Origin of the sequence: Thermus thermophilus HB8 (assembly GCF_000091545.1) — a bacterium.
Lineage (GTDB): Bacteria > Deinococcota > Deinococci > Deinococcales > Thermaceae > Thermus > Thermus thermophilus.
In genome coordinates this window covers 1,494,877-1,520,424 of the sequence record NC_006461.1, presented here as the reverse complement: position 1 = coordinate 1,520,424, position 25,548 = coordinate 1,494,877, and the positions used below count along the sequence as shown (strand labels likewise).

The window sequence follows — 25,548 nt, the reverse complement described above, 5'->3', positions numbered from 1 at the left end:
GCGGATTATACCTTGGCCGTTCTCCAGGTCAAGGGAGGGGGAGGAGGGTGTAGGCCAGGCGGCGCCCTTCCCGGGCCAGGACCAGGGCCCTTTCCCCCAGGCGGTAGACCAGGAGGTCTTTTAGCCGCCTCGGCACCTCCCCCGCCTGGCCCAGGTAGACGGCGTCCTCCTTCAGGCGCACGGAGAGGACGTGCTGGTCCAGCTTCAGGGCCTGGGGCTCGGGGGTCAGGGCCAGGAAGTGGACCTCCCCCCCGAGGGTCTCCCGGGTGGGGGGGCGGCGGCCCAGGTACTCCCGGAGGGCTTGGCCCAGGGTCTGGGCCTCCGCCTCCAGGCCCAGGGCCTGGCCCACCTCTTGGAGGAGGGGAAGGGGGTCGGCCTGGCCCAGGCGCTTGAGGGTGAGCTCCAGGCCCTTGCGGGCGAAGTCCTGGAGGGCCTCTTCCGGCGCTTTGCGGTACTTCTCCGCCAGGGCGGGGCCGAAGGCCTGGGCCTGGAACTCGCCTTTGAGGCGGGTGGAAAGCCCCCTCAGGAGCCGGAGGTAGGCGTAGTCCTTTCCCGGGTGAAGGAGGTAGGCGAGGAGCCTTCCCTCGGCCAGAAGCTCGTAGAGACGGAGGCCGCTTCGGGCCTCGAGCCTCAGGTGGAGGAGGTCGTTCTCCCGCACCGCCCAGACCTCCAGGTCCTCCCAGGGGAGGACGAGGGTGTCCTCCAGGGGGTGGTCCTCCCCCTCGAGGCCCAGGTACCAGGTGCCCCCCGCGTGGCTCAGGGTGAGGGTGAGGGGGCCGAGGGCCACGGGGCCCGGGGCGAGGCGCAGGGTGAGGAGGCCCTCCTCCTCTTGCCCGGGCTCGGGGACCCTGGGCCAGGGGGTCTCCCCCTGGGGGGTGGGGAGGAGGCTGAGGAGGGCGACCACCTTCTCCAGGGCCACGCGGAACCGTCCCTTCTCCTCCTCCAGGAGGAGGTCCCGCCGCCTCGCCTCCTGGGCCGCCTTGCGCAGGCGCTCCTCCAGCTGGGCCACCTCCTTCTCGCCCGCGCCCAGGCGGCGGGCCTCCTCCAGGGCCCGGCGGAGGGCGGGGAGGTCGGGCTTGGGCGGCAGGTTGTAGGCCCCCTCCCACTCCAGGAGGCGGTTCAGGAAGCGCCGGACGTAGGTGCGCGTCTCCTCCGGGGGAAGGGGGAGGAGCTTGGGAAGCTCCCGCGCCGTCTCCAGGAAGTCCACCACCAGGGCCTGGGCCACCTTGGGGTCGTCCAGGTCCACGAGCGTGTCGGAGAGGGAGGGGATGGGACGGGTGGGGACGAAGCGGGAGAGGTTGAAGTCCCTCTTGAACCCCGGGGTCTCCCGGTAGAGGGCGAAGTTGTCCAGGAAGGCGTGGATGAGCCGGAGCTCCTCCCGCCTCCCCGCGAGGAGGGCCTCGAGGCGGGCCTTCACGTCCCGCTCCACCTGGAGCCGCCACACCTTGAGGGCTAGGGCGGCCAGGGGGCTCGCCTCCGGAGGCGGGGGCTCGGGCTCCTCGGGCACGGCGATGGCGGGGAGCTCCACGGGGGCTTGGGCCTCGGGGGCGAGGGCCCGCCTTTGGGCGCGGAAGCGGGCGTCCGCCTGGCGGAAGCGCTTGGCCAAGGGCCCCGGCAGGCGGGACTGGATGAGGAGTTGGCGGAGCCTTAGGAGGGCCTGCTTCCCCCCTTTAGGCGTGCGGCCCTGGAGGAGGTCCTCCACCCGGTACTCGTAGAGGTCCACCAGGTCGTCCAGGTGGTCCACGCCTCCATCCTATACAATGGAGCCGATGCGCATCGGTCCCCGGCTGAGCGTGGCCGCCGTTTCCCACGTGGGCCGCCGCCAGAACAACGAGGACTTCCACCGGGTCCTCCCCCTGGAGACGCCCGCGGGGCTTTTGCTCCTCCTCGCGGTGGCCGACGGGATGGGGGGCCTCGAGGCCGGGGAGTGGGCGAGCAAGCTCGCCATTGAGGCCCTCTCCGAGGCGGCCCGGGGCTACGCGGAGCACCTCCAGAGCGGCCGCCCCGCCGTGGGCCTCGCCCGGGTCATGGAAAAGGGTTTCCTCCTGGCCCGGCGCCGGGTGGAGCGGGAGGCGGAGCGGCCCGGGCGCCGGGGGATGGGCACCACCCTCACCGCCTTCCTCTACGCCGACTGGCTCAAGGAGGGGGTGGTGGGGCACATCGGCGACTCCCGGGCCTACCGCTTCGGCCCCACCGGGGTTTTTCGCCTCACCGAGGACCACTCCTGGGTGGCGGAACGCCTGAAGGAGGGGGTCCTCACCCGGACCGAGGCGGAGCGCCACCCCTACCGCAACGTCCTCACCCGGGCCCTGGGCCTTCCCGAGGCGCGCTTTGACCTCGTGGAGGTGCGCCTCGCCCCGGGAGAGGGGGTGCTTCTCGTGACCGACGGGCTCTACGGGCACGTGCCCGAGGAGGAGTGGCGGCTTGGGCGGGACCTCCAGGCGAGCCTGGAGGCCATGGTGGCCGAGGCCTTGCGGCGGGGCGGGGACGACAACGTCACCGCCGTGGCCCTGCGGGTGGAGTGATGGCCCTGCTCCTCGCCGCCCTCCTCGTCCTCCTCACGGCCCTCCTGGCCGTCCGCCTCCCGGCCTGGGCCTCGGCCCTCCTCCTCGGCCTTCTCGCCGGGAGCGGGTACGCCCTGGGGGTCCGCTCGGAGGCCTTGCCCGCCGGGGCGCTTCTCTTGCTCGGGGCCCTCGCCGCCCCCCGCCTCTACTTGGGCCCGAGGCGGCGGAAGCGGCCCGAGCGGCGGCCCCCAGGCCCGAAGCGCCCCGCCGCGGCGGGGACCACGGCCGAGCGGGAGGCCCTCTCCCAGCGGTACGAGATCCTGGAGAAGGTGGGCCTCGGGGGGATGGCCACCGTCTACAAGGCCAAGGACCGGAAGACGGGCCGCTTGGTGGCCCTGAAGGTTCCCCAGGAGCGCTTCCTCGGGGACCCCAGGTTTGTGCGCCGCTTCCACCGGGAGGCCGAGGTCCTTACCCGCATGGACCACCCCAACATCGTCAAGGTCTACGACCACGGCCAGGTGGAGGGCGTCCACTACATCGCCATGGAGTTTCTGGACGGGGAGGGGCTGGACAAGCTCATTGAGGAAAGGCGCCTCTCCCTTAGGCAGGCGGCGGCCATCCTGGCCCGGGTGGCGGACGCCCTGAAGCACATCCACGCCCAGGGGATCGTCCACCGGGACATCAAGCCGGGGAACATCATGGTCCTCAAGGGGGCCTTGAGGGAGGACGGGGTGGACCCCAGAGGGGTGCGCCTCATGGACTTCGGCATCGCCGCGGGCCGGGTCCTCACCCGCCTCACCATCACCGGGGCCCGGATCGGCACCCCCGTGTACATGAGCCCGGAGCAGGCCAAGGGGCAGAAGCTGGACCACCGCTCGGACATCTACTCCCTGGGGATCGTCCTCTACGAGGCCCTCACCGGCCAGCCCCCCTTCACCGGGGGGTACGAGACGGTGATCCATCAGCAGATCTTCCAGATGCCCACGCCCCCCAAGCAGCTCAGGCCCGAGATCCCCCAGGCCCTTTCCGACCTGGTCCTCAGGATGCTGGAGAAGGACCCCGCCAAGCGGCCGGGCCTGGACGAGGTGGTGCGGGTCCTCGAGGGCCCCTGGGAGGAGGAACGGGAGCTTCCCGAGGCCCAGTACCTCCTGGTGGCCGTGGAGGCGAAGAAGGGGGCGGTGCGCCTCTTGGACCTGGAGGGCACCCCGGCCCGCCTCCTCTCCGGGGTGGGGTCGGGGGCGGGGCAGTTCCCCTCGCCTCCCTTGGCCGTGGCCGCCGATCCCGAGGGGGGGATCTGGGTCGCCGTCTTCCAGCACGGGGAGAGGCTCGTCCACCGCCTCTCCCCCCAAGGGGAGGTCCTCCTCTCCACCGGGCCCTACGGGATGAAGCCGGGGGAGTTCCTCCTCCCCGTGGGGCTCGCCGTCCTCGAGGACCAGGTCTTCGTCTTGGACGGGGAGACGGCCACGGTGAGCCGGCTGGACCTCGCGGGGCGGTACCAGGGCCGCTTCGGGGGCCAGGGGCTTGGGCGGGGCACCTTCCAAGACCCCAAGGCCCTGGTGGCGGCCGAGGGGCACCTCTTCGTCCTGGACTACGGCAACCGGCAGGTGCAGCGCCTCACCCCCGAGGGGGGGTACCTCTCCCGCTACGCCTTCCGCCGCTCCCGCGAGGACGGGGCCCTTAGGCTCCTCGGGGGGTTGGGGGTGGGGGAGGGCAGGCTCTACCTTTACGACGTGGAGGCGGTCAAGGTCCGGGTGCTGGACCTCTCGGGGCGGCTTCTCGCCTCCTACCCCCTGCCCCTTCTGGAGGGGGAGGACCGGATGAGCCTCGTGGAGCTCCTTCCTGTGGGCCGGGTCCTTTACGCCGCCCGCCGGGGCTCTAGCCGCATCCACCGGATCTCCCTGGACACCGGGGAGGCCCTTCCGCCCTTGGAGGTCTACGCGCCCGTGCGAGGCCTGGCCCTTTGGAGGCGGACGCCGTGAGGGTGCTTCTGGTGGAGGACGACCCTGGGGTGCGGGAGGCCTTGGAGCTCGGCCTTTCCCTGGAGGGGCACGAGGTGCGGGCCGTGGACCGGCCCGAGGAGGCCTTAGGCCTTCTTTCCTGGGCCGAGGTGGTGGTTTTGGACGTGCTCTTGCCCCAGGGGGACGGGTTTTCCCTTTTGCGCGCGATCCGGGAGCGCTCCGAGGTCCCCGTCCTCATGCTCACCGCGTTGGACGGGGTGGAGTGGCGGGTGAAGGGCCTTAGGGAGGGGGCCGACGACTACCTGGTGAAGCCCTACAGCCTCCAGGAGCTCCTCGCCCGCCTCGAGGCCCTGGTCCGCCGGGCGCGGAGGCGCGAGGAGGTCCTCGCCTACAAGGACCTCCGCCTCTACCCCCGGCGCATGGAGGCCTTCCGCGGGGAAAGGCGCCTCGCCCTCTCCCCCAAGGCCTTCCTCCTCCTGAAGGCCTTTCTCGAGGCCCCGGAGGAGGTCCTGTCCAAGGAGGCCCTGATGCGGAAGGTCTGGGGGGAGGAGGTGGAGCCCGCCACCTTGGAGGTCCACCTCTCCGCCCTGAGAAAGGCCCTGGGGGAGCCCAGTCCCATCCAGACGGTGCGCGGGTATGGCTACCGCCTTTTCCTCCCTGAGGGCTAGGCTCTTCGCCCTCCTCCTCCTCGCCCTTCTCCTCCTCCTCGCCCCCTTGGCCTGGCTTTCCGCCCGGGAGGCGGAGCGGGCCGCGAGCGAGGACCTGAGGCGGGCCCTCTACACCCGGCTTTACCTCCTCCAGGCGGAGGGGGTCCAGGACGAGGAGCGGCTCCTCCTGGAGCTTTTCCGCCTGGCCCAGCTCTTCGGGGGCGGGGTGGGGTTTGTCCTCCGGGAGGGGGAGGCCCGCTTCACCCAGCTCGGGGACTGGCCTCTGCCCCCCGGGCTTCCCGCGGCTTTGGCGGCGGAAGGGGTCTACCAGGGGGTCTTTCGGGGGACGCTCTATGTGGCCCTGGCCCAAGGGGGGCTCGCCTACGGCCTTGCGGTGCCCCTGGAAGGGGTTTCCGGGCTCGGCCGGCGCCTCCTCGCCCGCTACGCCCTCTGGGGCGGGGGGCTTTTGCTTGGGGTCTTCCTCCTCGCCGCCCTCGCCCTCTCCTGGACCCTCCGTCCCCTCCGGGACCTGGAGAAGGCCTTGCGGGCCCGGGCGCCCGAGGACCTGAGCCCCCTCCCCGACCCGGGCCTGGCCGAGCTAAGGCCGGTGGTGGCGGCGCTGAACGCCCTTTTCGCCCGGGTGGGGAGGCTCCTCGCCGAGCTCGCCGAGAAGGAGGAGGCGGCCCGGCGCTTCGCCCGCCACGCCTCCCACGAGCTCCGCACCCCCCTCACCGCCCTCAAGGGCTACCTGGAGGTGCTCCGCCGGAAAAACGAGCCCCGGGCCCTGGAGGGGGCCTTGCGGGAGGCCGGGCGCATGGAGGCCCTCCTCGCGGGGCTTCTCCGCCTCTCCCGCCTCGAGGCCCTTCCGCCCCAGAGGGTCCCCTTGGACCTCCGGGCCTTCCTGGAGGCCCAGGGCCTCGAGGTCCAGGGGGAGGGGAGGGTCCTGGCCGACCCCGAGCTTTTGGCCCTCGCGGTGGAGAACGTTCTGGAGAACGCCCGCCGCCACGGCAGGCTTCCCGTGCGGGCGGAGCTTTCCCGGGAAGGGGAAGGGGTCTGGGTCTGGCTCGTGGACGCGGGCCCCGGGTTCCCCGAGGACCTCCTTCCCCGGGTCCTGGAGCCCTTCGTCCACGGGGGCAAGGGGACGGGGCTCGGCCTCGCCCTGGTGGCCGCGGTGGCCCGGGCCCACGGGGGCAGGGTCCGCGTGGAGAACCGCGGGGGGGCGGGGGTGGGGCTTTACCTGCCTTTGGCTCCGCTTAAGGTTTCCCCCGGTGTGCCCTTTGGGGAGGGGGGCTAGCCTGGGTCCTGGGAGGTGATGCGGGATGAAGAAAGCGGTTGTCGGCGTGCTGGCTCTTTTGGCGGGCCTCTCCCTGGCCCAGCAGGTGGACTACCGGGAGGCGGCCCGGGCGGCGGCGGCCCTCGCCCGGCTCCAGACCGTGGCCGAGAAGGCCTCGGGGGAGGAGAAGCTCCTCCAGTGGGCCCAGGAGGTGAAGGCCCGGGCCGAGCGGAGCTACGAGGCCCAGGACCACTTCAAGGCCCTCCGGGAGGCCCAGGCGGCCCTCCTCCTCTACCGGGCGGCCCAGGGGGCCCCGAAGGAGAAGGAGGGGATGGGTGGAGAGGTGCGGCGGGACCGGCCCGCCCCCGAGCGGGGGAAGCCCGGCCTTATGGCGCGGAGGCACCCCGGCTTCGGCCCTGGGGAGCGCCGGGAGGCCTTGGCCCAGAGGGTGAAGGCCCAGGCCCCGAAGGCGGTGGAGCGGGCGGAGAAGGAGCTCGCCTACTACCGGGGGCAGGACCCGCTGGTGCGAAGCCTCATCGCCGAGGCCAAGGCCCGGCTGGACAAGGAGCCCGGAAGGGCCTTCCTCCTCGCCCAGGCGGCGTTGGCCCTGATCTCCGCCGAACGGGGGTTCTAGGGTAAGGATGCGGTGGCTCGCCGGCCTCCTCCTCCTCGCCCAGGCGGTCCTGGGCCAGGGGGGGGCCGGCGGGCCGGTGGCTTCTCCGTCAGGAGAATACCTAGGAGAGCGGGCGCTTTTCCGTTGCCTCGAGGTCCTCAAGGGCCTCGAGGTCCAGGCCTTCTACCGGGAGGGTCCGGACCTCCTCGTCCTCCTCGGGCGGGAGCGGCCCCTCCTCGTTTTGGCCCTGGAGGGGGGAAGGCTTTGGCCCCACCCGCGGCCGCCCCGGGGGAGGCCCCTGCCCAAGCGGCCCTTCCCCTTCCTGCGGGAGCTCACCCTGGCCCCCTGGGTGCTGGAGGTGGAGGGGGAGTACCGCTGCTTCGTCCTCCACCGCGGGCGGGTGGTGGGGATCCTCCGCCTGGACCAGGACCTCCGCCCCCTGCCCCTCTTTTAGGCCGGGCAGAGTGGGTGGGGAGGCGCTTTGGGGCCCCCGCCGCGGGCGGGGGGCTTAGCCTTGGCCCCGGCATGTGCTAAGCTTTTCTCCGTGTGCCCCTTGGGGGCTTGGGAGGAGCCATGGAGTACCGTTTGAAAGCGTACTACCGCGAGGGAGAGAAGCCGTCGGCCCTCAGGCGGGCGGGCAAGCTGCCTGGGGTCATGTACAACCGGCACCTGAACCGGAAGGTCTACGTGGACCTGGTGGAGTTTGACAAGGTCTTCCGCCAGGCCTCCATCCACCACGTCATCGTCCTGGAGCTTCCCGACGGCCAGAGCCTGCCCACCTTGGTGCGCCAGGTGAACCTGGACAAGCGGCGTCGGCGCCCCGAGCACGTGGACTTCTTCGTCCTCTCCGACGAGCCCGTGGAGATGTACGTGCCCCTCCGCTTCGTGGGCACCCCGGCCGGGGTGCGGGCGGGCGGCGTGCTCCAGGAGATCCACCGGGACATCCTGGTAAAGGTCTCCCCCCGGAACATCCCCGAGTTCATTGAGGTGGACGTGAGCGGCCTGGAGATCGGCGACAGCCTCCACGCCTCCGACCTCAAGCTGCCTCCTGGGGTGGAGCTCGCCGTCTCCCCCGAGGAGACCATCGCCGCCGTGGTCCCGCCTGAGGACGTGGAGAAGCTCGCCGAGGAAGCGGCGGCCGAGGTGGCGGAGCCCGAGGTCATCAAGAAGGGCAAGGAAGAGGAAGAGGAGTAGCCCAAGGGTCCGGGCGTGTTCCTGGTGGTGGGCCAGGGGAACCCGGGGGAGCGGTACGCCCGCACCCGGCACAACCTCGGCTTCATGGTCCTGGACCGCCTGGGCCTTTCCTTCCGCCCCCGGGGCGAGGCGCTCGTGGCGGAGGCGGAGGGCGGGCTTTTCCTCAAGCCCCTCACCTACTACAACCTCACGGGGCGGGCGGTGGCCCCCCTCGCCCGCTTTTACAAGATCCCTCCCGAGCGGATCCTGGTGGTCCACGACGAGATGGACCTCCCTTTGGGGCGGATCCGCTTCAAGGCCGGGGGGAGCGCCGCCGGGAACCGGGGCGTGCTTTCCATAGAGGAGGCCCTGGGCACCCGGGCCTTCCACCGCCTCCGCCTCGGCATCGGGAAGCCCCCGGACCCCTCCCGGGGGGCGGAGTACGTGCTCTCCCCCTTCCGCGAGGAGGAGCTTCCCGTGGTGGAGCGGGTCCTCGAGGCGGCCAAGGAGGCGGTTTGGTGCTGGGTGCGGGAGGGTCTCCCCCCCTGCGCCGGGCGCTTCAACGGCCTGGACCTCTCCTTGGGGTAAGCTCAGGCCATGAGGGTTCTTCTGATCGCCGGGGGCGTAAGCCCCGAGCACGAGGTCTCCCTCCTTTCCGCGGAAGGGGTTCTGCGCCACATCCCCTTCCCCACGGACCTCGCCGTGATCGCCCAGGACGGGCGCTGGCTTCTGGGGGAAAAGGCCTTGACCGCCTTGGAGGCCAAGGCGGCCCCCGAGGGGGAGCACCCCTTCCCCCCGCCCCTCTCCTGGGAGCGGTACGATGTGGTCTTTCCCTTGCTCCACGGCCGCTTCGGCGAGGACGGGACGGTCCAGGGGTTTCTGGAGCTTTTGGGCAAGCCCTACGTGGGGGCGGGGGTGGCGGCGAGCGCCCTCTGCATGGACAAGGACCTGAGCAAGCGGGTCCTCGCCCAGGCGGGGGTGCCCGTGGTCCCCTGGGTGGCGGTGCGGAAGGGCGAGCCCCCCGTGGTGCCCTTTGACCCCCCCTTCTTCGTCAAGCCGGCCAACACCGGCTCCAGCGTGGGGATAAGCCGGGTGGAGCGCTTCCAGGACCTGGAGGCCGCCCTGGCCTTGGCCTTCCGCTACGACGAGAAAGCGGTGGTGGAGAAGGCCCTCTCCCCGGTGCGGGAGCTGGAGGTGGGGGTCTTGGGCAACGTCTTCGGGGAGGCGAGCCCCGTGGGGGAGGTGCGCTACGAGGCGCCCTTCTACGACTACGAGACCAAGTACACCCCGGGCCGGGCCGAGCTCCTCATCCCCGCGCCCTTGGACCCCGGCACCCAGGAGACCGTTCAGGAGCTCGCCCTCAAGGCCTACAAGGTGCTCGGGGTGCGGGGGATGGCCCGGGTGGACTTCTTCCTCGCGGAGGGGGAGCTTTACCTGAACGAGCTCAACACCATCCCCGGCTTCACCCCCACCAGCATGTACCCCCGCCTCTTTGAGGCGGGGGGGGTGGCCTACCCGGAGCTTCTCAGGCGCCTGGTGGAGCTCGCCCTCACCTAAGCGCCCCTCGGGCCTCCCAGGCTGGCGCAAGCCGGCCTGGGGCGGTATTAGATGTCCAGCTCGGCGTAGCGGGCGTGCTCCTCTATGAACTCGCGCCTCGGGGCCACCTCCTGGCCCATGAGCTTCTCAAAGAGCTCGCTGGCCTCGAGGGCGTCCTGGAGCTCCACCCGCTTGAGGACCCGCTTCTCCGGGTTCATGGTGGTCTCCCAAAGCTGCTCCGGGTTCATCTCCCCCAGGCCCTTGAAGCGCTGGACCTCGTAGTGCTTGCCTTCCAGCTCCTTGAGCCGGGCCTGGAGCTCCTCGTCGGAGTAGAGGTACTCCACCTTCTTCCCCACCTGGAGGCGGTAGAGGGGAGGCTGGGCGATGTAGACGTGGCCCCGTTCAATGAGGGGGCGCATGTAGCGGTAGAAGAAGGTGAGGAGGAGGGTGCGGATGTGGCTTCCGTCCACGTCGGCGTCGGTCATGATGATGATCTTGTGGTAGCGGAGGCCCTCGAGGTCAAAGTGGGCCTCCCCATCCCCCCCGATGCCCACGCCGATGGCCGAGACCATGGCCCGCACCTCGGCGTTCTTCAGGGCCTTGGAGAGCCCCGCCTTCTCCACGTTGAGGATCTTCCCCCGGAGGGGCAGGATGGCCTGGAAGCGGCGGTCCCGGCCCTGCTTGGCGCTCCCCCCTGCCGAGTCCCCCTCCACGATGAAAAGCTCCGCCTCCTCGGGGTTTTCCGTCTGGCAGTCGGCGAGCTTTCCGGGAAGCTCGTCGGACTCCAGGGGGTTCTGCCTGCGGACGAGCTCCCTCGCCTTCCTCGCCGCCTCCCGGGCCTGGGCGGCCCTCAGGGCCTTCTCGTAGACGGCCTTGGCGATGCGGGGGTTCTCCTCCAGGATCTCCAGAAGCCGCTCGTAAACCACCTGGCCCACGGCGGTCCCGGCCTCGGGGTTTAGGAGCTTCCCCTTGGTCTGCCCCTCAAACTGGGGGTTGGGGAGCTTCACCGAGACCACGGCGTAGAGCCCCTCCAGGAGGTCGTCCCCCGTGGGCTGGGGGCCTTTTTCCTTGTTGAGGCCCGCCTTCTTGGCGTACTGGTTCAGGGCGCGGCTGTAGGCGGACTTGAAGGCGGTGAGGTGGGTACCCCCGTCCCGGGTGGGGATCATGTTGGCGTAGGTGAGGATCTCGGCGTTGTACCCCTGGGTGTGGAGGAAGCCCACCTCCACCTCCACCTCCCCGTGGGTGCCCCGGATGAGGAAGGGCTTCTCGTAGAGGAGGTCCTCCCCCTCGGCCAAGGCCTTGGCGAAGGAGGCCACGCCCCCCTTGTCCAGGAAGACCTCCTCCTTTCCGTGCTGGCGGTCCTGGAAGACGAGCTTGAGCCCGGCCACCAGGTAGGCCACCTCCCGGAGGCGGGCCCGGATCTTGCTCGGGTCAAAGCGGAGGTTCCCGAAGATCTCGGGGTCGGGCTTGAAGGTGACCCGGGTCCCGGTCTTCCCCCTGGGGGCCTCGCCCACCACCCGGAGGGGCTCCGTGACCTCGCCCCGGCTGAAGGCGATCCGGTGGTGCTTCCCCTCCCGGAAGACCTCCACCACGGTCCACTCGGAAAGGGCGTTCACCACGCTCGCCCCCACCCCGTGGAGCCCCCCGGAGACCTTGTAGGCGCCCTGCTCAAACTTGCCCCCGGAGTGGAGGGTGGTGTAGATGACCTCCACGGCGGGCTTTCCCTCCTCGGGCATGAGGTCCACGGGGATGCCGCGGCCGTTGTCCTCCACGGTGAGGGAGCCGTCCTCGTTGAGGCGCACCAGGATCTCCGTGGCGTAGCCCGCCAGGGCCTCGTCCACGGCGTTGTCCAGGATCTCCTTGAAGAGGTGGTGGTACCCTTCCACCCCCGTGCCGCCGATGTACATGGCCGGGCGGTGGCGGACCCCCTCCAGGCCCTTGAGCACCCGAATGGCAGAAGCGTCGTAGCTCACCCCTTCAGTATACCACAACCGGAGCGGGGTTTTTCCCCTTGTAAAGGGAGCTCTCCTTGCCTGGGGCCGGAAAGTTTATCGGACTGAGGCCAGTGTATTGCCGCTTTCCGCCCGGGCGTTCCCCGGGTATCCTGCCCTCATGGTTGGGGTCTTCCTGCACGCCTCCCTGGGCCTTTTCCTCCTGGTCGCGGTGCCCGCCTTGGCCCTCGTGGGCCTCTTAGGCTTCTTCCGCCCCCTTCCCTCCCGCTTCTATGCCTTCCTCCGGGGGGTGGCCTGGGTGGCGATCCTCCAGGTCCTCTTGGGCTTTCTCCTCTTCCTCCAGGGCTTGAGGCCCAAGGACGGCCTCCACCTCCTCTACGGCCTCCTCTTGGCGGCGGGGCTCCACTACCTGGGGGGCCTCGAGCCCGGGGGGTGGTTCTACCGGGGCCTCAAGGACCCGCCCAAGCGCCCCGAGCTTTTCGTGGCCCTGGGGCTTCTCTTCTGCGTGGGGCTCGTCCTCCGGGTGTACCTCACGGGCCGGTGAGGGCTTCCCGGGCTACCTTATCCCAGGGTATGAGTCCGGACAATGTAGTGGCGTTTTGCTTTAAAAAGTTTTCCAAGTCCTTTACGTAGCTTTCTCGGAAGATGACGAATCCGTTGGGAAGCCGTTCTAGATGGTGGGCGATTTTGACCCACAAGCGGTAGGCTTCTTCTCTGGTTCGGGCACGCTGGGCTTTTCTTTCGAGTTCCTCTGGGCTTTGCAGCGTGTAGGGAACTTCCAGGAGGGCGGAATGTTCGCGCCTTCTTAGGAAGCGGTTTCCCTCCCGGGCTTCCGAGCGATAGGTTTCCTTTTTTATCTGAATGCCTATCAGGCGGTCTTCTGCTTGAATTTGTGCATCTATCCCCTGGGCGTCCAACTCCCAGGTGGCCGTCAAGCGAAGTTGACAAGAGGCGTTCCAGCGATAGCAAAAGTGAAATTGCGTCCAAATGGAAACAGCGGTCCGGTAGAGCCTCGCTTCTAAGCCGAGACGGACAAATTCATAGGAACATCCCCAAAAATACTTGCGAATAAACTCGTTTAGGGGCCGGAGGCGCTTCTCCCACCACTGGTCGAAGAAAGTTTCAAAATCTGGAAAGTGAAGGGTGTTCCCGTTGGGCTTCCAATAGTGGTCGTACAAGTCTGGAAGTGGGTTAAGCTCTCTAGGTAGGTCTTGCTCTACTGTTTTGATGGGGCGGTATTTTTCTTGGTAGCTCTCGAGGTCCAAACACTTCAGAAAATCCTCAAAAGCTTCCAGCACTTTCTGGGCTTGTGTAGGGGCCATGTTTCCTCCTCTCGGTGTTCCCCTTTCGGGGAAGCAACGCAGGTATCCGCTCCAACATTCTAAGCGTCAAGTGAGGAACAAAGTCCCTGTAAAGGGTTTTGACATACTCTTGTATCTTATCGGAGTTTAACCACTCTACCAGAAACAAGGGGTCTAGTTCCACACCCTCCTTGGGCAGAAGGTGGAACTCTTCTCTCCACGGGTAGGCCTTCTCGTCCCAAGCGGCTACCACCTTGGTGCCCTTAGTGTGGGCCACCACCAAGTGGGGCGTGGCGTAGAAGTCCCTAAGCTCCTTGGCCCTTTCCTTGGGCATCCAAAGGCCGGAGTGGTTGCTTTCGTAGTCTATCCACCCCGGCTTCAGGTTCCTTCCCGTCAGGACGGGCACAAGGCCAGGTTCCGGTTCCTTTTGGACGGCGGGATGCTTCTTGAACTCCGGGCTCCTGGCGGCGAAGCGGATGTGGAATAGGCTACCTAGGGGTGGACCCGAGGCCTCCATCTCCCTGGTCCACCCTGTTTCGAAGCGGATGATCTCTCCCTTCCATTCCGGCTTCTCGCTCCACAAGAGGGGCGTGAAGGTCTCCCCGTCTCTCCGGGTGTCCCAAAGGGCGAGGCCTTTTCCTCCCTTCCGGAACCGAAGAACCACAGCGCTCACCTTTCTTCCGGGGAAGACCTCGCCTAGATAGTAAACTTCTGTTCTCCCTTCTCGGGCCAGAAATGACCGAAGGAGGGAAAAGTCGTCCAGGACGAGCCACGTGGCCGGGACTACGAAGACCAGGGTTCCGCCCTCCCTCAAGAGGCGCACAGATTTCTCTATGAAGGCCCCGTAAAGGTTGTACTTGCCCTTCCAGGTGGATAGGGTCTTCTTGTAAAGCCCCTTGACCTCCCTAAGGACGTGGATGGGGTACTTGCTGGCCTCCCCCACGATGCCGTAGGGCGGGTTGCCCAAGATGAGGTCAAAGGCTTCCCCGGGCTCCCAGAGGAGGAAGTCCGCCACCACCCCTTCCGCCCAAGGGGGAAGGTCCAGGGCGTGTGGGTCGATCTCCACCCCCACGAAGCGGTAGCCCGTCCCGTGGGCCTCCCGGAAGGCCCGGAGGAAGGGCCCGTCCGCGCAGGCGGGTTCCAGGACCCTTCCCCCTTTCGGGGCCTCGGCGAGCCCCACCATGAAGCGCACTAGCCCTGGTGGGGTTTCTACTCGGCCCAGGCTTCGCCCGGAGGCCGTAGGGGGTAGGGAAGGAGGAAAGAGCATCTTAGCGGATTATACCGAGCCTCTTGCCCACCTTCTCGTAGGCCTCGAGGGCCTTGTCCAGCATCTCCTTCGTGTGGGCGGCGGTGACGATGTTGCGGATCCTCGCCTTCCCCCTGGGCACGGTGGGGAAGCCGATGCCCACGGCGAAGACCCCCTCCTCCAGGAGGAGGCGGCTCGCCTCAAAGGCCAGGGGGGCCTCCCCGAAGAGGACGGGGGTGATGGGGGTCTGGCTCCCCAGGGTGTCGTAGCCCAGACGGGCGAGCTCCCGCTTGAAGTAGCGGGTGTTCTCCCAGAGCCGCTCCACCCGCTCGGGCTCCTTCTCTATGAGCTCCAGCGCTCCCAGAAGCGCCCCCACCACCGCCGGGGGGTGGCTTGTGGAGAAGAGGAAGGGCCTGGCCTTGTTGATGAGGAGGTCCTTGAGCTCCCGGGCCCCCGCGGCGTACCCCCCGATCCCCGCCCAGGCCTTGGAGAGGGTGGCCACCTGGACGACGTCGGGGTCCTGGTGGAAGCCGAAGTGGTGGACCGTGCCCTTCCCCTTTTCCCCGAGGACGCCCGAGCCGTGGGCGTCGTCCACGTAGACCACCGCTTTGTACTTCTTGGCCAGGGGGACGATCTTGTCCAGGGGGGCGATGTCCCCGTCCATGGAGAAGACCCCGTCGGTGACGATGAGCTTGAGCCCGTCGGTGTCGTGGGCCTTGAGGAGCTCCTCCAGGTGGGCCACGTCCGCGTGGCGAAAGACCAGCCGGGTGGCCTTGGTGAGGCGGAGGCCGTCGATGATGCTGGCGTGGTTCAGCTCGTCGGAGAAGACCACGTCCCCCTCCTTGAGGAGGGCCCCCAGCACCCCCTGGTTGGCGGTGAAGCCCGACTGGAGGACGAGGGCGCTTTCCGTCCCCTTGAAGCGGGCCAGGGCCTCCTCCAGCTCCACGTGGTAGGTGAAGGTGCCGGCGATGGTGCGCACCGCCCCGCTTCCCGCCCCCCACTTCTCCAGGTACTGGCGGGCCTTCTCCTTGAGGTAGGGGTGGTTGGCGAAGCCGAGGTAGTTGTTGGAGGCGAGGTTCACCACCTCCCGCCCCTCCACCCGGGTCACGGGCTCCTGGGGGGCCTCGAGGACCTTGGGGGAGATGTAAAGCCCCTCCCGCTTGAGCCTTTCCAGCTCCTCGCGGACGCGTGCGCGCAGATCCAGGCTCATGGCCTTATCTAACCGCCTGGGCCCCGGGACTGTCCAGGGGCTCACCTTCCTCTGACCGAAAGGCGCTACCCTAGGGATGGGGGTGGTAGCGGTTCCATGAGGGCCGAGCTGCAAGCCGAAACCGAAGCCGAGCGCCTGGAACGCCAGGCGAAGCTCCACGAGCTCCTCCACCGCTTAAGGGGGGAGCCGAACGTCCTCCTTCCCTTCCACCAGGCCCTGGCGCTGAGGCCCAGAGGGGAGCGCCATCTGGGCCTCAGGACCATCGAGGTGGACAAGGTGGTGGGCTCCGTGGACCGCTACGAGGACTTTGACCACCGCTTCCTCCCCAAGACCCCCCACACCCTGGAGCGCTGGAAGCGCCTCCGCGCCCTCCAGCTTGCGGGGGCGGAGTTCCCCCCCATAGAGGTCTACCAGGTGGGGGAGGCCTACTTCGTGAAGGACGGGAACCACCGGGTGGCTCTGGCCAAGGCCACGGGGCAGAAGTTCATTGACGCCCACGTCATCGCCTTGGACGTCCCCGTGCCCATAGAGCCTGGGGACACGCCCAAAGACCTCCTCCTCAAGGCGGAGTACGCCCACTTCCTGGAGAAGACGCGGCTCAAAGACCTCGTCCCCGGGGCGGAGGAGATCCGCTTCACCGCCCTGGGCCGCTACGACCGCCTCCTGGACCACATCGCCACCCGGCGCTACTTCAAGGGGCTGGAGGAGGGGCGGGAGATCTCTTGGGAGGAGGCGGTGGTGGACTGGTACGAGAACCTCTACAAGCCCACGGTGGAGGCCATCCGCCGCCTGGGCCTCCTCAGGGACTTCCCGGGGCGCACCGAGGCCGACCTCTACCTCTGGGTCATGGACCACCGCTACTTCCTGGCCCGGGAGCTCGGGGTGGACCCCGGCCCCGAGGGGGCGGCGAAGAGCTACGAAGCCCACTTCGGGGGCGTGTGGAAGCGGCTTGGCGGGGGGCTGAAGCGCCTCCTGACCGGGCGCTAGCCGGGAGGCTTGCGGGGCGTGGACCCTTGCTTTATCCTGTATACAGGATGCAGACCCTGGGCTTCCGCCGCCCCAACCAGGTGCGCGAGGCGGTCTACCGCCACCTCAAGGACCTCCTCCTCTCGGGGCGTTTCTCCCCGGGGGAGAGGCTTTCCGAGCCCCTTTTGGCCCAGGAGCTCGGCGTCTCCCGCACCCCCGTGCGGGAGGCCCTGATGCGCCTCGCCGAGGAGGGCTTGGTGGAGCTCGTCCCGGGGAAGGGGGCGAGGGTCCGGGTCTTTGCCCCCGAGGAGGTGGAGGAGGTCTACGGGGTGCGGGCCCTTTTGGAGGGGGAGGCGGCGCGGGAGGCGGCCTTGAGGGCCACCCCCTGGGAGCTCGCCGAGCTTGAGCGCCTCCTTCAGGCCATAGACGAGGCCCCGCGGGAGGACTACCCGGAGCAGATGCGCCGCGACCTGGAGTTCCACCGCGCCTTGGTGCGGCTATCCGGGAACCGCACCCTTTACCGCCTCTACGAGGACCTCCTCGCCACCCTGGCCCTGGCCCGGAGCGCCCTTCCCACCCTCTCCCAGGACGAGGCCACGAGGCGGGAGCACCGGGCGATCCTCGAGGCCCTCCTCCGCAGGGACCCGGAGGAGGCGAGGCGGGCGGTGGAGGCCCACGTCTTCCGCTTCCGCGACCTGGTGGTGGGGCGGCTTCGGGAGGAGGGAGGATGAACCTGGACCTGGCTTACCGTTCCTTCGTGCTCGGCGTGGCGGGCCACCCTCAGGTGGAGCGCCTCATCAAGCACCGGGCGAAGGGCCTGGTGCGGCGCTACGTGGCGGGGGAGACCCTGGAGGAGGCCCTTAAGGCGGCGGAGGCCCTGGAGCGGGAGGGCGTCCACGCCATCCTGGACCTCTTGGGCGAGATGGTGCGCACCGAGGAGGAGGCCAGGGCCTTCCAAAGGGGGCTCCTTGAGCTCGTCTGGGCCCTTGCGGGGAAGCCCTGGCCCAAGTACATCTCCCTGAAGCTCACCCAGCTCGGCCTGGACCTCTCCGAGGACCTCGCCCTCGCCCTTTTGCGCGAGGTCCTTAGGGAGGCCGAGCCCCGGGGGGTCTTCGTGCGCCTGGACATGGAGGACTCTCCCCGGGTGGAGGCCACCTTGCGCATCTACAAGGCCCTCAGGGAGGAGGGCTTCTCCCAGGTGGGGATCGTCCTGCAAAGCTACCTCTACCGCACGGAGAAGGACCTTTTGGACCTCCTGCCCTACCGGCCCAACCTCCGCCTGGTCAAGGGGGCCTACCGGGAGCCCAAGGAGGTGGCCTTCCCGGACAAGCGCCTCATTGACGCCGAGTACCTGCACCTGGGGAAGCTCGCCCTTAAGGAGGGGCTTTACGTGGCCTTCGCCACCCACGACCCCAGGATCATCGCCGAGCTCAAGCGCTACACCGAGGCCATGGGGATCCCCAGGTCGCGCTTTGAGTTCCAGTTCCTCTACGGGGTGCGCCCCGAGGAGCAGAGGCGGCTCGCCCAGGAGGGGTACACGGTGCGGGCCTACGTGCCCTACGGCCGGGACTGGTACCCCTACCTCACCCGGAGGATCGCGGAGAGGCCGGAGAACCTCCTCCTCGTCCTGAGGAGCCTGGTCTCCGGCTAGAGGAGGTGGAGGAGGATGACGGTGGAACCTTTCCGGAACGAGCCCATTGAGACCTTCCAGACGGAGGAGGCCCGGCGCGCCATGCGCGAGGCCCTGAGGCGGGTGCGGGAGGAGTTCGGCCGCCACTACCCCCTCTACATCGGGGGGGAGTGGGTGGACACGAAGGAGCGCATGGTCTCCCTCAACCCCTCGGCGCCAAGCGAGGTGGTGGGCACCACCGCCAAGGCGGGGAAGGCGGAGGCGGAGGCCGCCCTCGAGGCCGCCTGGAAGGCCTTCAAGACCTGGAAGGACTGGCCCCAGGAGGACCGGAGCCGCCTCCTCCTCAAGGCGGCGGCCCTCATGCGGCGGCGGAAGCGGGAGCTGGAGGCCACCTTGGTCTACGAGGTGGGCAAGAACTGGGTGGAGGCCTCCGCGGACGTGGCCGAGGCCATTGACTTCATTGAGTACTACGCCCGGGCCGCCCTGCGCTACCGCTACCCCGCCGTGGAGGTGGTCCCCTACCCCGGGGAGGACAACGAGAGCTTCTACGTGCCCCTGGGGGCCGGGGTGGTCATCGCCCCCTGGAACTTCCCCGTGGCCATCTTCACTGGGATGATCGTGGGCCCCGTGGCCGTGGGGAACACCGTGATCGCCAAGCCCGCCGAGGACGCCGTGGTGGTGGGGGCCAAGGTCTTTGAGATCTTCCACGAGGCGGGCTTCCCCCCCGGGGTGGTCAACTTCCTGCCCGGGGTGGGGGAGGAGGTGGGGGCGTACCTGGTGGAGCACCCCAGGATCCGCTTCATCAACTTCACGGGGAGCCTCGAGGTGGGCCTGAAGATCTACGAGGCCGCCGGGCGCCTGGCCCCGGGCCAGACCTGGTTCAAGCGGGCCTACGTGGAGACCGGGGGCAAGGACGCCATCATCGTGGACGAGACGGCGGACTTTGACCTGGCCGCCGAGGGGGTGGTGGTCTCCGCCTACGGCTTCCAGGGGCAGAAGTGCTCCGCGGCGAGCCGCCTCATCCTCACCCAGGGGGCCTACGAGCCCGTGCTGGAGAGGGTTCTGAAGCGGGCGGAAAGGCTTTCCGTGGGCCCCGCCGAGGAGAACCCCGACCTCGGCCCCGTGGTGAGCGCCGAGCAGGAGAGGAAGGTCCTCTCCTACATTGAGATCGGGAAGAACGAGGGCCAGCTCGTCCTGGGGGGGAAGCGCCTCGAGGGGGAGGGGTACTTCATCGCCCCCACGGTCTTCACCGAGGTGCCGCCCAAGGCCAGGATCGCTCAGGAGGAGATCTTCGGCCCGGTGCTTTCCGTGATCCGGGTCAAGGACTTCGCCGAGGCCCTGGAGGTGGCGAACGACACGCCCTACGGCCTCACGGGCGGGGTCTACTCCAGGAAGCGGGAGCACCTGGAGTGGGCCAGGCGGGAGTTCCACGTGGGCAACCTCTACTTCAACCGCAAGATCACCGGGGCCCTGGTGGGGGTCCAGCCCTTCGGCGGCTTCAAGCTCTCCGGCACCAACGCCAAGACCGGGGCCTTGGACTACCTTAGGCTCTTCCTGGAGATGAAGGCGGTGGCCGAGCGCTTCTAGGGGTATAATCCTCGGCGGTGATGCTATGCCGCTAAAAGCCTACCGGCCCCCCGAGGACCCGGGGCTTTGGGACACCTACCTGGAGTGGCTGGAACGGGCCCTGAAGGTGGCGGAGGCCCACCCCACCACTCTGGAGTACCTGGCCCACCCCAAGCGCCTGGTCACCCTCTCCCTTCCCGTGGTCATGGACGACGGGAAGGTGCGCATCTTCCAGGGCTACCGCGTGGTGCACGACATCGCCCGGGGACCGGCCAAGGGCGGGGTCCGCCTGGACCCGGGGGTCACCCTGGGCCAGACTGCGGGCCTCGCCGCCTGGATGACCTTGAAGGCGGCCGTCTACGACCTGCCTTTCGGCGGGGCGGCGGGGGGGATCGCCGTGGACCCCAAGGGGCTTTCCCCGCAGGAGCTGGAGCGCCTGGTGCGCCGCTACACCGCCGAGCTCGTGGGCCTCATCGGGCCCGACAGCGACATCCTGGGGCCCGACCTCGGGGCGGACCAGCAGGTCATGGCCTGGATCATGGACACCTACTCCATGACCGTGGGCTCCACGGTGCCCGGGGTGGTGACGGGGAAGCCCCACGCCCTGGGGGGGAGCGAGGGGCGGGACGACGCCGCGGGGCTTGGGGCGCTTCTCGTGCTGGAGGCCCTGGCCAAGAGGCGGGGCCTGGACCTTCGGGGCGCCCGGGTGGTGGTGCAGGGCCTCGGCCAGGTGGGGGCGGCGGTGGCCCTGCACGCCGAGCGCCTGGGGATGCGGGTGGTGGCCGTGGCCACCTCCATGGGGGGCATGTACGCCCCCGAGGGGCTGGACGTGGCCGAGGTCCTCTCCACCTACGAGGCCACGGGGTTTTTGCCCCGGCTGGACCTGGCCCCGGAGGAGGTCTTCGGCCTCGAGGCCGAGGTCCTCGTCCTGGCGGCCCGGGAGGGGGCCTTGGACGGGGACAGGGCCCGGCAGGTCCAGGCCCAGGCGGTGGTGGAGGTGGCCAACTTCGGCCTCACCCCCGAGGCCGAGGCCTACCTTTTGGGCAAGGGAGCGCTGGTGGTGCCCGACCTCCTCTCCGGCGGGGGCGGACTCCTCGCCAGCTACCTGGAGTGGGTGCAGGACCTCAACATGTTCTTCTGGAGCCCGGAGGAGGTGCGCGAGCGCTTTGAAACCCGTGTGGCCCGGGTGGTGGACGCGGTCTGCCGGCGGGCGGAGCGGGGCGGGCTGGACCTGAGGATGGGCGCCTTGGCCCTCGCCTTGGAGCGGCTGGACGAGGCCACCCGGCTTCGGGGCGTGTACCCGTGAGGAGCGGCGATGAAGAGCGAACCCCTTTCCTACCTGGGCAAGGACGGAGGCCCCTGGGAGATCTTCACGGAGCAGGTGGACCGGGTCGTCCCCTACCTGGGGCGGCTCGCCCCCCTGGCGGAAAGCCTCAAGCGGCCCAAGAGAGTCCTCATCGTGGACGTCCCCGTGCGTCTGGACGACGGGAGCGTGGCCTACTTTGAAGGGTACCGGGTCCACCACAACACCGCCCGGGGGCCCGCCAAGGGCGGGGTGCGCTACCACCCCGAGGTCACCCTCTCCGAGGTCATGGCCCTGGCGGGGTGGATGACCATCAAAAACGCCGCCGTGGGCCTGCCCTACGGGGGCGGCAAGGGCGGGATACGGGTGGACCCGAGGAAGCTTTCCCCCGGGGAGCTGGAGCGCCTCACCCGCCGCTACACCTCGGAGATCGGGATCCTCCTCGGTCCCGACCGGGACATCCCCGCCCCCGACGTGAACACCGGGGAGCGGGAGATGGCCTGGATGATGGACACCTACTCCATGAACGTGGGCCGCACCGTGCCCGGGGTGGTGACGGGGAAGCCCATCGCCTTAGGCGGCTCCCTGGGCCGGAGGGACGCCACGGGGAGGGGGGTCTTCATCACCGCGGCGGCCGCGGCGGAGAAGATCGGGCTTCAGGTGGAGGGGGCCAGGGTGGCCATCCAGGGCTTCGGCAACGTGGGCAACGCCGCCGCCCGGGCCTTCCACGACCACGGGGCCCGCGTCGTCGCCGTCCAGGACCACACCGGCACCGTCTACAACGAGGCGGGCATTGACCCTTACGACCTCCTCCGCTACGTGCAGGAGTTCGGGGGGGTGAGGGGTTACCCCAAGGCGGAGCCCCTGCCGGCGGCGGACTTCTGGGGCCTGCCCGTGGAGTTCCTCGTCCCGGCGGCCTTGGAGAAGCAGATCACCGAGCAGAACGCCTGGCGCATCCGGGCCCGGATCGTGGCCGAGGGGGCGAACGGCCCCACCACCCCGGCCGCCGACGACATCCTCTTGGAGAAGGGGGTCCTGGTGGTCCCCGACGTGATCGCCAACGCCGGGGGCGTGACGGTGAGCTACTTTGAGTGGGTCCAGGACTTCAACTCTTACTTCTGGACGGAGGAGGAGATCAACGCCCGCCTGGAGCGGGTGCTCCGCAACGCCTTTGGGGCGGTGTGGCAGGTAGCTCAGGAGAAGAAGATCCCCTTGCGCACCGCCGCCTACGTGGTGGCGGCGACCCGGGTCCTCGAGGCCCAGGCCCTCCGGGGCCTATACCCTTAGGCTATCCCCGTGGAATGGCCCCGCTTCGGCCGCGTGGTCCTCAAGCCCTTCTCCGCCGGGCTTTCCGAGGCGGAGTGGAAGGGCCTCTACGAGACCTTCCGCGACCCCGAGGTGGCGGAGTGGAACGGCTCAAGCCCCCTGCGCTCGCCTTTTTGGCTCTTCAAGCGCTTCGTCCTGGCGGAGGCCCGGAGAAAGGACCGCGTGGCCTTCGTCATCCTGGACGAGAAGGGGGAGTATTTGGGGACGCTGGAGCTTTACGACCTCACCCCCGAGGAGGCCACCTTGGGCATCCTCATCGGGAGGAAGGACCGCTGGGGGCAGGGCTACGGCACCGAGGCGGTGCGGGCGGCTTTGGACTACGCCTTCCGCGTCCTGGGCCTGAGGCGGGTGAAGCTCAGGACCTTCGCCCACAACCTCCGCGCCCGGCGGGCCTTTCAGAAGGCGGGTTTCCGCGAGGTGGGCGTGGTGCCGGGCCCCAGGGGGAGGGAGGACGTGCACATGGAGGTGCGCCGTGAGGATCTTGGCCCCGAGGCTTAGGGAGGAGGTGTGGGCCGCCCTGCCCGAGGGGGTGGAGGTGCGCTTTCTGGACGAGCCCTGGCCCAAGGCCTGCGACCTCTTCATCCCCCCTTACGGGCAGGAGGAGGTGGTGCGGCGGGTCCTGGAGGAGGTGGAGGTCAAGGTGGTCCAGACCCTCTCCGCGGGGGTGGACTGGATCCTTCCCCTCGTCCCCGAGGGGGTGGTGCTCTGCGACGGCTCCGGGATCCACGACGCCCCCGTGGCCGAGTGGGTGGTCCTGGCCCTCCTCGCCCTCCTCAAAGACCTCTCCGGCTTCCTCGAGGCCCAAAAGGAAGGGCGCTGGGCCCCGAGGAGGCTTTCCGACCTGGAGGGGAAGAGGGTCCTCCTCCTGGGCTACGGGTCCATCGGGAAGGCGGTGGCGGAAAGGCTTAGGCCTTTTGGGGTGGCGCTCTTCCCCGTGGCCCGCCACCCCCGCCCCGGGGTCTACACCCGGGAGGACCTGCCCGCCCTCCTGCCCCGGGCGGACGCCGTGGTCCTCCTCCTCCCCCTCACCCCCGAGACCCGGGGCATCGTGGACCGGGACTTCCTCGCCCGGATGAAGGAGGGGGCCCTCCTGGTGAACGCGGGGAGGGGAGGGCTCGTGGACACGGAGGCCCTCCTCGAGGCCCTGGAGGCGGGGCGGGTCCGGGCCTTCCTGGACGTCACCGACCCCGAGCCCCTTCCCCGGGACCACCCCCTCTGGCGGGCTAGGGGGGTGGTCATCACCCCCCACGTGGCCGGGCTTTCCGAGGGGTTTTCCCGCCGGGTGGCCCGCTTCCTCGCCGAGCAGGTGGGGCGGTACCTCCGGGGAGAGCCTCTTCTGAACGTGGTGCGGGAGGGGTATTAAGGCCACCCCGGGCACTTGGCCCCCCTTGCGGGAAAGGTGCTACCCTGGAGGAGGATGCGGCGCATTGCCCTGCCCGAGGACGTGGCCGAGGCTTTGGAGCGTTTCCGCCGTGCCCGGGGCCGGGGCTGGCGCAAGGCGCTCCTCCACCTCGCGGTAGAGGAGGAGCGGAAAGCCCTGGCGCGGTTGGTGTGGGAGCTTAGGGCCACGGCCGCTTCCCACGGGCTCACCGAGGAAGAGGTGGCCCGCCGCCTGGAGGGGTGAGGGTCGTCCTGGACATCAACGTCTTGGTGGCGGCCCTGTTGACCCAGGGGGTGGCCGCCCAGGTGGTGGACCTGTGGTTGGCGGGCAGGTATACCCTCCTCACCGCCGAGGTCCAGTTGCGGGAGCCCCGGCGGGTGCTGCGGGACAAGTTTCCCGAGCTGCCCCGCGCCAAGGTGGGTAGGCTTGTCAACCTGTTGCGCCGCCAGGCGGAGGTGGTGGCCCGCCCCCGTCCTCCCGGCCTTTCCCCGGACCCCGACGACGACCTTCTCCTGGGCATCGCCCTGGTGGGAAGGGCGGACTGCTTGGTGACCGGGGACAAGAGTCCCCTGCTTTCCCTTAAGGTGAAGGGGTTGCGCATCCTTTCGGTCCGTTCCTTTTTGCGGGAGGTGAGCTGATGGAAGTCCTCCTTCACGGCGACCTCCGCCGCTTCGGCGAGCGGTTCCAGGTGGAGGCGAGGACCCCGAGGGAGGCCCTGGAGAAGCTGGGGATCCCCCTGGAGGAGGTCTGGCTTCTCGCCGTGGGGGACAAGGCGGTGGGCCTGGACGAGGAGGTGGAAGGCCCCCTCGAGGTCTACCCCCCCATCGCCGGGGGTGGTATACTCGGGGTCCTGCCCTAAAAGGCAGGGGGCGCTAAAGGGGGGGAGCCGCCCGACGCCCACCCCGCGTGGAAAGGAGAAGCGTGCAGAAGAAGGAACTCCTCTCTACGCCCGTGGTCCCCATAGACATCAAGGCCTTTGACGCCGGGCCCATCCTCGAGGCCATGGGCAAGACGGCCTTCCAGGCCAGGAACCTCCACCGGGCGGCGGAGATCTACCTCAGGATGCTGGAGGACGACTGCGCCGTCATCCTCACCCTGGCGGGGAGCCTGGTCTCGGCGGGCCAGGGCCTCATCGTCCACGACCTCATCCGGAAGGGCCTGGTGGACGTCATCGTGGCCACCGGGGCCAACATCGTGGACCAGGACTTCTTTGAGGCGTTGGGCCACCGCCACTACCAGGGGGACCCGAGGGCGGACGACGAGGCCTTGAGGCGGCTTTGGATTGACCGCATTTACGACACCTACATTGACGAGGAGGAGCTCCGCCACACGGACTACACGGTGGCCGAGATCGCCGACGGCCTAGAGCCCCGCCCTTACTCCAGCCGGGAGTTCATCTGGCACATGGGCCGCTACCTGGCGGAACGGGGCCTCGGGGAGAAGAGCATCGTGCGGGCGGCCTACGAGGAGGGGGTGCCCATCTTCGTCCCCGCCTTCTCCGACTCCTCCGCGGGCTTCGGCCTCGTCTACCACCAGGTGAAGCGCCCCGAGGCCCACGTGACCATAGACTCCGTGGCCGACTTCCGCGAGCTCACCGAGATCAAGCTGAAGGCCGGGACCACGGGGCTCGTGATGCTCGGGGGCGGGGTGCCCAAGAACTTCGCCCAGGACATCGTGGTGGCCGCCGAGGTCCTGGGCCACCGGGTGGAGATGCACAAGTACGCCATCCAGATCACCGTGGCCGACGAAAGGGACGGGGGGCTTTCCGGCTCCACCTTGAGCGAGGCGCAAAGCTGGGGCAAGGTGGACGCGCGCCTCTCCCAGATGGTCTTCGCCGAGGCGACCCTCGCCTTCCCCCTCCTCGCCTCCTACGTCTGGCACCGGGCCCCCGCGCGGGCCAAGCGCCGTTACGCCGAACTCTTCCGGGAGAAAGCGCCCGCCTGAAGGCAAGGGGGGTGGCTTT

27 protein-coding genes are annotated in these 25,548 nt (G+C 69.2%); 22 read left to right on the top strand and 5 right to left on the bottom strand.

The annotated features are described in order from the left end of the window. Positions 1-28: 28 nt before the first annotated feature. Positions 29-1,744 carry a hypothetical protein gene (locus TTH_RS08080; protein WP_011228795.1) on the bottom strand — a complete coding sequence of 572 codons (1,716 nt, stop codon included), beginning with the start codon at positions 1,742-1,744 and terminating at the stop codon, positions 29-31. Between the two features lie 25 nt (positions 1,745-1,769). Here TTH_RS08080 and TTH_RS08075 point away from each other — a divergent pair, with 25 nt between their 5' ends. The 9 genes from TTH_RS08075 to ddl all read left to right on the top strand — a co-directional run bounded on the left by TTH_RS08075 (position 1,770) and on the right by ddl (position 9,725). Next, complete coding sequence (locus tag TTH_RS08075) at positions 1,770-2,525, top strand: PP2C family protein-serine/threonine phosphatase (RefSeq protein WP_164926063.1); 756 nt, start codon at positions 1,770-1,772, stop codon at positions 2,523-2,525. Next, positions 2,525-4,483, top strand: coding sequence for a protein kinase domain-containing protein (locus TTH_RS08070; protein WP_011228793.1), 1,959 nt, complete (start codon positions 2,525-2,527; stop codon positions 4,481-4,483). The genes TTH_RS08075 and TTH_RS08070 overlap by 1 nt, the downstream gene beginning before the upstream one ends. After that, positions 4,480-5,130 (top strand): response regulator transcription factor, encoded by a 651-nt coding sequence (locus TTH_RS08065; RefSeq protein WP_011228792.1) that lies wholly within the window; start codon positions 4,480-4,482, stop codon positions 5,128-5,130. The genes TTH_RS08070 and TTH_RS08065 overlap by 4 nt, the downstream gene beginning before the upstream one ends. Then, a complete protein-coding gene (locus TTH_RS08060) occupies positions 5,099-6,403 on the top strand; it encodes a sensor histidine kinase (RefSeq protein ID WP_011228791.1) in 1,305 nt (434 codons plus the stop codon). Before TTH_RS08065 ends, TTH_RS08060 begins: the two co-directional genes overlap by 32 nt. 25 nt (positions 6,404-6,428) lie before the next feature. Further along, the gene (locus TTH_RS08055) at positions 6,429-7,016 is read left to right on the top strand and encodes a hypothetical protein (RefSeq protein ID WP_011228790.1); all 588 of its coding nucleotides are present in this window, start codon (positions 6,429-6,431) and stop codon (positions 7,014-7,016) included. Positions 7,017-7,023: 7 nt separating this feature from the next. Further along, positions 7,024-7,449, top strand: coding sequence for a hypothetical protein (locus TTH_RS08050; RefSeq protein ID WP_011173632.1), 426 nt, complete (start codon positions 7,024-7,026; stop codon positions 7,447-7,449). A 119-nt stretch (positions 7,450-7,568) separates the two neighbouring features. Continuing rightward, positions 7,569-8,189: a 50S ribosomal protein L25 gene (locus tag TTH_RS08045; RefSeq protein WP_011173631.1), complete on the top strand. Its 621-nt coding sequence runs from the start codon at positions 7,569-7,571 to the stop codon at positions 8,187-8,189. A gap of 15 nt (positions 8,190-8,204) precedes the next feature. After that, positions 8,205-8,756 (top strand): aminoacyl-tRNA hydrolase, encoded by a 552-nt coding sequence (gene pth, locus TTH_RS08040; RefSeq protein ID WP_011173630.1) that lies wholly within the window; start codon positions 8,205-8,207, stop codon positions 8,754-8,756. Positions 8,757-8,765: 9 nt separating this feature from the next. Beyond that, a complete protein-coding gene (ddl, locus tag TTH_RS08035; protein ID WP_011228789.1) occupies positions 8,766-9,725 on the top strand; it encodes a D-alanine--D-alanine ligase in 960 nt (319 codons plus the stop codon). Between the two features lie 47 nt (positions 9,726-9,772). Here the strand turns inward: ddl and gyrB are convergent, their stop codons facing one another. Beyond that, positions 9,773-11,677: a DNA topoisomerase (ATP-hydrolyzing) subunit B gene (gene gyrB / locus TTH_RS08030; RefSeq protein WP_011228788.1), complete on the bottom strand. Its 1,905-nt coding sequence runs from the start codon at positions 11,675-11,677 to the stop codon at positions 9,773-9,775. A 139-nt stretch (positions 11,678-11,816) separates the two neighbouring features. Here gyrB and TTH_RS08025 point away from each other — a divergent pair, with 139 nt between their 5' ends. Continuing rightward, positions 11,817-12,200, top strand: coding sequence for a hypothetical protein (locus TTH_RS08025; RefSeq protein WP_011173627.1), 384 nt, complete (start codon positions 11,817-11,819; stop codon positions 12,198-12,200). On the opposite strand, the gene TTH_RS08020 is transcribed toward TTH_RS08025, so the two are convergent. From TTH_RS08020 to TTH_RS08010, 3 genes are read right to left on the bottom strand one after another with little or no spacing between them, the layout of a single operon-like run. Beyond that, positions 12,187-12,921: a TaqI family restriction endonuclease gene (locus TTH_RS08020; protein WP_231834459.1), complete on the bottom strand. Its 735-nt coding sequence runs from the start codon at positions 12,919-12,921 to the stop codon at positions 12,187-12,189. The two genes, TTH_RS08025 and TTH_RS08020, sit on opposite strands and share 14 nt — an antisense overlap. A gap of 16 nt (positions 12,922-12,937) precedes the next feature. Beyond that, positions 12,938-14,224, bottom strand: a complete 1,287-nt coding sequence (locus TTH_RS08015; RefSeq protein WP_011228786.1) for a TaqI-like C-terminal specificity domain-containing protein — start codon at positions 14,222-14,224, stop codon at positions 12,938-12,940. A 1-nt stretch (position 14,225) separates the two neighbouring features. After that, positions 14,226-15,413, bottom strand: a complete 1,188-nt coding sequence (locus TTH_RS08010) for a glycine C-acetyltransferase (protein ID WP_011228785.1) — start codon at positions 15,411-15,413, stop codon at positions 14,226-14,228. A gap of 96 nt (positions 15,414-15,509) precedes the next feature. Here TTH_RS08010 and TTH_RS08005 point away from each other — a divergent pair, with 96 nt between their 5' ends. From TTH_RS08005 to TTH_RS07950, 12 genes are all read left to right on the top strand, one after another. After that, the gene (locus TTH_RS08005; RefSeq protein ID WP_011228784.1) at positions 15,510-16,400 is read left to right on the top strand and encodes a DUF4032 domain-containing protein; all 891 of its coding nucleotides are present in this window, start codon (positions 15,510-15,512) and stop codon (positions 16,398-16,400) included. Between the two features lie 47 nt (positions 16,401-16,447). Next, on the top strand, positions 16,448-17,110 hold the full coding sequence (locus TTH_RS08000; RefSeq protein ID WP_011228783.1) for a GntR family transcriptional regulator: 663 nt from the start codon (positions 16,448-16,450) through the stop codon (positions 17,108-17,110). Further along, positions 17,107-18,030 (top strand): proline dehydrogenase, encoded by a 924-nt coding sequence (locus TTH_RS07995; protein ID WP_011228782.1) that lies wholly within the window; start codon positions 17,107-17,109, stop codon positions 18,028-18,030. Before TTH_RS08000 ends, TTH_RS07995 begins: the two co-directional genes overlap by 4 nt. Positions 18,031-18,045: 15 nt before the next feature. Continuing rightward, complete coding sequence (gene pruA / locus TTH_RS07990; RefSeq protein WP_011228781.1) at positions 18,046-19,596, top strand: L-glutamate gamma-semialdehyde dehydrogenase; 1,551 nt, start codon at positions 18,046-18,048, stop codon at positions 19,594-19,596. A 25-nt stretch (positions 19,597-19,621) separates the two neighbouring features. Further along, positions 19,622-20,881, top strand: a complete 1,260-nt coding sequence (locus TTH_RS07985) for a Glu/Leu/Phe/Val family dehydrogenase (protein ID WP_011228780.1) — start codon at positions 19,622-19,624, stop codon at positions 20,879-20,881. A 9-nt stretch (positions 20,882-20,890) separates the two neighbouring features. Beyond that, the gene (locus TTH_RS07980) at positions 20,891-22,165 is read left to right on the top strand and encodes a Glu/Leu/Phe/Val family dehydrogenase (RefSeq protein WP_011228779.1); all 1,275 of its coding nucleotides are present in this window, start codon (positions 20,891-20,893) and stop codon (positions 22,163-22,165) included. A 9-nt stretch (positions 22,166-22,174) separates the two neighbouring features. Continuing rightward, positions 22,175-22,702 (top strand): GNAT family N-acetyltransferase, encoded by a 528-nt coding sequence (locus TTH_RS07975; protein WP_011228778.1) that lies wholly within the window; start codon positions 22,175-22,177, stop codon positions 22,700-22,702. Beyond that, complete coding sequence (locus TTH_RS07970; RefSeq protein WP_011228777.1) at positions 22,677-23,567, top strand: 2-hydroxyacid dehydrogenase; 891 nt, start codon at positions 22,677-22,679, stop codon at positions 23,565-23,567. Before TTH_RS07975 ends, TTH_RS07970 begins: the two co-directional genes overlap by 26 nt. 54 nt (positions 23,568-23,621) lie before the next feature. After that, complete coding sequence (locus TTH_RS07965; RefSeq protein ID WP_011173616.1) at positions 23,622-23,828, top strand: hypothetical protein; 207 nt, start codon at positions 23,622-23,624, stop codon at positions 23,826-23,828. Next, positions 23,825-24,223: a putative toxin-antitoxin system toxin component, PIN family gene (locus TTH_RS07960; RefSeq protein ID WP_011228775.1), complete on the top strand. Its 399-nt coding sequence runs from the start codon at positions 23,825-23,827 to the stop codon at positions 24,221-24,223. The genes TTH_RS07965 and TTH_RS07960 overlap by 4 nt, the downstream gene beginning before the upstream one ends. Then, a complete protein-coding gene (locus tag TTH_RS07955; protein WP_011228774.1) occupies positions 24,223-24,444 on the top strand; it encodes a hypothetical protein in 222 nt (73 codons plus the stop codon). The genes TTH_RS07960 and TTH_RS07955 overlap by 1 nt, the downstream gene beginning before the upstream one ends. 62 nt (positions 24,445-24,506) lie before the next feature. Beyond that, positions 24,507-25,529 carry a 1,9-bis(guanidino)-5-aza-nonane synthase gene (locus TTH_RS07950; RefSeq protein WP_164926062.1) on the top strand — a complete coding sequence of 341 codons (1,023 nt, stop codon included), beginning with the start codon at positions 24,507-24,509 and terminating at the stop codon, positions 25,527-25,529. Positions 25,530-25,548 lie beyond the last annotated feature (19 nt).

Coding starts and splice junctions, on each gene's coding strand:
- TTH_RS07985 (WP_011228780.1), top strand. CDS start 19,622: ATGCCGCTAAAAGCCTACCGGCCCCCCGAGGACCCGGGGCTTTGGGAC.
- TTH_RS08005 (WP_011228784.1), top strand. CDS start 15,510: ATGAGGGCCGAGCTGCAAGCCGAAACCGAAGCCGAGCGCCTGGAACGC.
- TTH_RS08010 (WP_011228785.1), bottom strand. CDS start 15,413: ATGAGCCTGGATCTGCGCGCACGCGTCCGCGAGGAGCTGGAAAGGCTC.
- TTH_RS08045 (WP_011173631.1), top strand. CDS start 7,569: ATGGAGTACCGTTTGAAAGCGTACTACCGCGAGGGAGAGAAGCCGTCG.
- TTH_RS08015 (WP_011228786.1), bottom strand. CDS start 14,224: ATGCTCTTTCCTCCTTCCCTACCCCCTACGGCCTCCGGGCGAAGCCTG.
- TTH_RS08060 (WP_011228791.1), top strand. CDS start 5,099: ATGGCTACCGCCTTTTCCTCCCTGAGGGCTAGGCTCTTCGCCCTCCTC.
- TTH_RS07955 (WP_011228774.1), top strand. CDS start 24,223: ATGGAAGTCCTCCTTCACGGCGACCTCCGCCGCTTCGGCGAGCGGTTC.
- TTH_RS08075 (WP_164926063.1), top strand. CDS start 1,770: ATGCGCATCGGTCCCCGGCTGAGCGTGGCCGCCGTTTCCCACGTGGGC.
- TTH_RS08070 (WP_011228793.1), top strand. CDS start 2,525: ATGGCCCTGCTCCTCGCCGCCCTCCTCGTCCTCCTCACGGCCCTCCTG.
- TTH_RS07980 (WP_011228779.1), top strand. CDS start 20,891: ATGAAGAGCGAACCCCTTTCCTACCTGGGCAAGGACGGAGGCCCCTGG.
- TTH_RS08055 (WP_011228790.1), top strand. CDS start 6,429: ATGAAGAAAGCGGTTGTCGGCGTGCTGGCTCTTTTGGCGGGCCTCTCC.
- TTH_RS08000 (WP_011228783.1), top strand. CDS start 16,448: ATGCAGACCCTGGGCTTCCGCCGCCCCAACCAGGTGCGCGAGGCGGTC.
- TTH_RS08025 (WP_011173627.1), top strand. CDS start 11,817: ATGGTTGGGGTCTTCCTGCACGCCTCCCTGGGCCTTTTCCTCCTGGTC.
- TTH_RS08050 (WP_011173632.1), top strand. CDS start 7,024: ATGCGGTGGCTCGCCGGCCTCCTCCTCCTCGCCCAGGCGGTCCTGGGC.
- ddl (WP_011228789.1), top strand. CDS start 8,766: ATGAGGGTTCTTCTGATCGCCGGGGGCGTAAGCCCCGAGCACGAGGTC.
- pruA (WP_011228781.1), top strand. CDS start 18,046: ATGACGGTGGAACCTTTCCGGAACGAGCCCATTGAGACCTTCCAGACG.
- TTH_RS07995 (WP_011228782.1), top strand. CDS start 17,107: ATGAACCTGGACCTGGCTTACCGTTCCTTCGTGCTCGGCGTGGCGGGC.
- TTH_RS07965 (WP_011173616.1), top strand. CDS start 23,622: ATGCGGCGCATTGCCCTGCCCGAGGACGTGGCCGAGGCTTTGGAGCGT.